This window comes from Marinagarivorans sp., from assembly GCF_982758155.1.
Map to the genome: position 1 here is coordinate 1 of NZ_CEXWTU010000312.1, position 4,580 is coordinate 4,580.

4 protein-coding genes and 1 pseudogene are annotated in these 4,580 nt (G+C 48.8%); all 5 read left to right on the top strand.

The genetic code is table 11. The annotated features are described in order from the left end of the window. The first annotated feature begins 156 nt into the window (after positions 1–156). On the top strand, positions 157–1,779 hold the full coding sequence (locus tag AC3A8L_RS20045; protein ID WP_487964045.1) for a methyl-accepting chemotaxis protein: 1,623 nt from the start codon (positions 157–159) through the stop codon (positions 1,777–1,779). 482 nt (positions 1,780–2,261) lie between these two features. After that, a complete protein-coding gene (gene rplU, locus AC3A8L_RS20050) occupies positions 2,262–2,573 on the top strand; it encodes a 50S ribosomal protein L21 (protein WP_487964046.1) in 312 nt (103 codons plus the stop codon). A 10-nt stretch (positions 2,574–2,583) separates the two neighbouring features. Further along, positions 2,584–2,838 (top strand): 50S ribosomal protein L27, encoded by a 255-nt coding sequence (rpmA, locus tag AC3A8L_RS20055; RefSeq protein WP_487964047.1) that lies wholly within the window; start codon positions 2,584–2,586, stop codon positions 2,836–2,838. A gap of 195 nt (positions 2,839–3,033) precedes the next feature. Further along, positions 3,034–4,236: an Obg family GTPase CgtA gene (gene cgtA / locus AC3A8L_RS20060; RefSeq protein ID WP_487964048.1), complete on the top strand. Its 1,203-nt coding sequence runs from the start codon at positions 3,034–3,036 to the stop codon at positions 4,234–4,236. A gap of 150 nt (positions 4,237–4,386) precedes the next feature. After that, positions 4,387–4,580: pseudogene (locus AC3A8L_RS20065) on the top strand (hypothetical protein); the annotation flags it as partial.

Below are 4,580 nucleotides of genomic sequence, written 5' to 3' on the forward strand. Positions count from 1 at the left end.
AACGGCAGCATTGCCTCGAAAGCCTCATGTGGGTCAATCAAATGGGTGGGGATGCTAGGGGGCGGGCCGATAACTGTCAAGTAATCCGGCAGGCGAGGTCTGAGTTTGTGTCTACACTTACGGAAGTGGTGCCAAAAATCGAGGAGAGTTACGGGCATGTTTTCGTCAATACAAACCAAAATTATCGCTGTTCTAGTTTTGTTTTTTGCGGTGCAAGGTATTGTGCTTATTGGAATAAGCGCAAAACTGGGAGGTGTGTCTGCTAGCTATCGCGAAATTATTGATATGGACTTACAGCAAAAATCTCGCATAGATCTTTTAGGTCTAGAGTTCAAAATGCAGGTGCAAGAGTGGAAAAACGTTTTGCTGCGAGGTCACAACTCCAATGATTTTGATAAGTACTGGGGCAAGTTTGATAAGCAGCATAGTGGTGTTCAGCAGTTAAGTGCAGAGCTGCTGGCAGCAGAGCCTGCCCCGCAAATTGCGACCGAAATACGTAGCTTCAAAGAGAAACATCAAGCGCTTTACCCCTTGTATCAAAAAGGTAAAGGCATCTATCAGAGTCAAGGCTTCGATGATAGGGCTGGCGATGCGGCGGTGCGTGGTATTGATAGGGCTCCTAGCGAGCTTCTATACAAATTGTCAGATGAGTTAAATACTCGGGCGCTGGAGCATACTAAGGTCTTAGATAGGTCGACTCGACACCTAACAAACTGGATTTACGTTGTTTTAGTGCTGATGTCAGTAGTGGCTTGTTTTGTTCTGGCGTTCATCATGAAGATATTATTGGTGAACCCTATAAAACTGCTGCGGGCGCGAGTCGATGAAATGGCATCGGGTGATTTTTCTCGTGAAGTGCCCGTTGGCGGTAGGGACGAAATTGGCATGTTGTCGTTTAGCCTTAATAAAATGCGATTGGAGCTGTGTGAGATGCTCGGCTCTATGGCTTCGGCTTCGCAGCGCTTAACCGACTCTTCCGGCACATTGTCATCGGCGGCACAAGGTATTGATAATGACACGCATCATGCGCAAGACCATGCCGGCCAAATAGCCGCAGCCATGACGCAAATGAGCGCGTCTATTGCCGAGGTGGCGAATAACGCTTCTGTTGCGGCGGATGCAACAGATCAGGCTAATCATGGCGCCGGCGACGGCATGCGCGTTATGGAAGAGGCAATAGTCGCTATTTCGGCTGTGGCTGATGAAGTAACAAAAATATCGGGTGACATGATACGCCTAGAGCAAAACACGACGAGTGTGGGTGCAGTGCTGGATGTTATTAAAGGGATTGCAGAGCAGACTAACTTGCTGGCACTGAACGCGGCGATCGAAGCTGCCCGAGCTGGTGAGCAAGGCCGAGGTTTTGCAGTGGTGGCTGACGAGGTTCGGGCCCTAGCTAAGCGAACGCAGGAGTCTACGGAAGAGATTCACCACATTATTGAAGCGGTACAAAACGGCGCCAAGGCTGCCGCAAGCGGAATGGATGCGGGGAATCATAAAACTGAGCATGCCGTCGCTTTGGCGCGCAATGCGGGCGATGCGATTCGTAAAATTGTGAACGAGATCGATCGGGTGCAAGGGATGAGCGCTCAGATCGCGACGGCCGCGGAAGAGCAGTCGGCAGCGACTGAAGAAATTAACCGCAATGTAGTGAATATGACGACCCTCTCTGAAAAGGCGCACGAAAGTGCAGCACACACGCATGATATCGCCTCGGGTTTGGGTGTAATTGCGCAGCAGTTGCATGGCGTTGCGGCTAAATTTAAGCTTCCCCGTTAGGGGCGCGCACGGAATAAGTTGCTGGAATTTTGGTTTGTGGGTGCTTGCTTGGCGAGGCGAAAATATGGCGTAATAGCCGGCTATTGCAAATATTTTTAACGAAGGCAAGCGTGCACCCAGGAATTCAAAAGCGGGAAGTTATTTCATGCGCGGCCCTTAGCGCTTCTTGCGCCCATCAACAACTACAGCAGCCCTTGCGGGCTGTTTGTAGCTCCGCATTTAAGTTCTTATAACGAATTAATCCTATTTTTAGTTGGTTAAAGCTTGCTCAATGCGGCTTAATTACGTAAAATTCGCGCCCATTTTGCGAGCCTTTCGTTTGGATGTTGGCCCTAGCGGCGCATCAGCAAAAGTCGCAGATATGAAACGGCGCAAGCTTTGTGCTGCTAGCCATGGGGGCTAACGGCTAAAACTTCTCCACGGTTTTTTGAAGATCGATGAAGAGTGCTTCGCGACGTCCAACTCTACTGGAGCATACTTAAATGTACGCAGTAATTGTATCTGGCGGTAAACAACACCGTGTAGAAGAAGGCGAAGTTTTACGCCTTGAGAAAATCGAAGCCGAAACTGGCGCAACTATTTCTTTCGACCAAGTGTTGATGGTTGCTAACGGCGACGACGTTAAAATTGGTACTCCTGTTGTTGGCGGCGCAACCGTTGAAGCAGAAGTTATTTCTCACGGCCGTGGCGATAAAATAACAATTATCAAATTCCGTCGTCGTAAGCATTCGATGAAGCGTCAAGGTCATCGTCAGTGGTACACAGAAGTTAAAATCACTGGAATTAAAGGTTAAGGGGTAGACTATGGCTCACAAGAAAGCTGGTGGTAGTACTAATAACGGACGCGATTCCGAGAGTAAACGTTTAGGTGTTAAACTTTTTGGCGGTCAAGCTGTAGTTGCGGGCAATATCCTTGTTCGTCAGCGCGGCACGCAGTTTCACGCAGGTGATAACGTAGGTATTGGTAAAGATCATACCTTGTTTGCTAAAGCTGATGGCGCTGTTAAGTTTGAAGTTAAGGGTCCTAAAAACCGTCGTTTTGTTAGCATTGTTGCTTAATTGCTAACAAGGCTTGAACGGTAAGACCAAAGCCCCGTCTCTAGAGATGGGGCTTTTTTGTTTGTCATATTAGATTTGTCAGGTGCGGCGTTTAAGTATCTAAAGGCATTGCTCATTGCTAAAGCACTCTATTGCGCGGGGCTTTAGCAATGATTAATGTCCAAATCATTACACTGTTAAGTGGGTAAAAGAGTTATGAAGTTTGTTGATGAAGCCCCGATTTTTGTTCAGGCCGGTAAAGGCGGCAATGGCTGCTGTAGTTTTCGTCGGGAAAAGTATATTGCTAAAGGCGGCCCTGATGGCGGTGATGGCGGTGATGGCGGTTCGGTATTATTGGAAGCAGATGAAAATCTCAATACGCTAGTGGATTACCGCTTTACCAAGAAGTTTACCGCACCAAGCGGTGAGGGTGGGCGCGGCACTAACTGTACGGGTAGCAAGGCCGAAGATTTAATTTTGCCGGTGCAGGTGGGAACCTCTGTTATTGATGACGAGACCGGTGAAGTACTTGGGGATTTAACCAATATCGGTGATCGCATGTTGGTCGCTAAAGGCGGCTGGCATGGTCTAGGTAATACACGCTTCAAGTCGAGTGTAAATCGGGCGCCTCGACAAACAACCCATGGCTCTGAGGGTGAGGCTCGTAGTATTAAGCTGGAGCTAAAAGTGCTCGCAGATGCTGGTATGTTGGGTTTGCCTAATGCGGGTAAATCGACGTTTGTTCGTGCGGTATCTGCCGCACAGCCTAAAGTTGCAGATTACCCTTTTACTACGCTAGTGCCTTCTTTGGGTGTGGTGAGGGTGAATCAATTCCGTAGTTTCGTCGTTGCGGACATCCCTGGCTTGATCGAAGGGGCGTCCGATGGTGCAGGCTTGGGGATTCGTTTCTTGAAGCATTTAACCCGCTGTAGGGTACTTTTGCATCTTGTGGATATTTGTCCGGTTGATGGTTCTGACGCGGTTGAGAATGCGTTGAGTATTACGCGTGAGCTTGAGCGCTTCAGCCCTACGTTGGCCACGCGCGAGCGTTGGTTGGTGCTCAATAAATCGGATTTATTATCGGCTGAAGAAGTTGAGGAGCGCAAACAGAAAGTTGTTGCTGCGCTGAACTGGGAAGGCCCTGTGCATGTGATTTCGGCGGTTAACCGCCAGGGAACTGAGGTGTTGTGCGGTGAGCTACTCAATTACCTTGAAGAGGTTTGGGAAATTGAGCGTGCCGACCCTGAAAAAGCTGAAGCCGAGCAAGTTATGCAAACACAAATGCAAGGTGAGGCTCGAGAGCATATTCAGGCATTGCGTGAAAAACATTTCGCGGCTCGCCGCGCGGCCAAAGAAAAGGCCGGTGAAGATCAAGATGACGATGATGATTTTGACGTAGAGGTTATTTACGCCGAGTAGTCTGCGCTTTTGCTGTGCCCGCGAATGCTAAACGCTGCATTCGCGTTTTTAATCTTTTCTTTTAAGTGATCGTATATTGTTGCGCGCTGCCGTAAAATTGCAGCCTAACAACCCTGTCAATCCGTTCTCCTTGTTGTAGTGAGCATTTACGTGGATCAACCTTCTTCGTCAGCGATAGCATCATCAGCCGAAAATAAGCGCCATTTGGTCAAGGGTAGTCATCGCTGGGTGATTAAGATTGGCAGCGCTTTACTGACTAATGATGGTCGCGGCCTTGATCGCGAAAGTATTGCGGACTGGGGGCGGCAAATAGCGGCTTTAATTAAGTGTGGGCAAGAAGTGGT

Bases quoted from the DNA above. Each gene is read 5' to 3' on its own strand.
- rpmA (WP_487964047.1), top strand. From the start codon at position 2,584: ATGGCTCACAAGAAAGCTGGTGGTAGTACTAATAACGGACGCGATTCC.
- rplU (WP_487964046.1), top strand. From the start codon at position 2,262: ATGTACGCAGTAATTGTATCTGGCGGTAAACAACACCGTGTAGAAGAA.
- cgtA (WP_487964048.1), top strand. From the start codon at position 3,034: ATGAAGTTTGTTGATGAAGCCCCGATTTTTGTTCAGGCCGGTAAAGGC.
- AC3A8L_RS20045 (WP_487964045.1), top strand. From the start codon at position 157: ATGTTTTCGTCAATACAAACCAAAATTATCGCTGTTCTAGTTTTGTTT.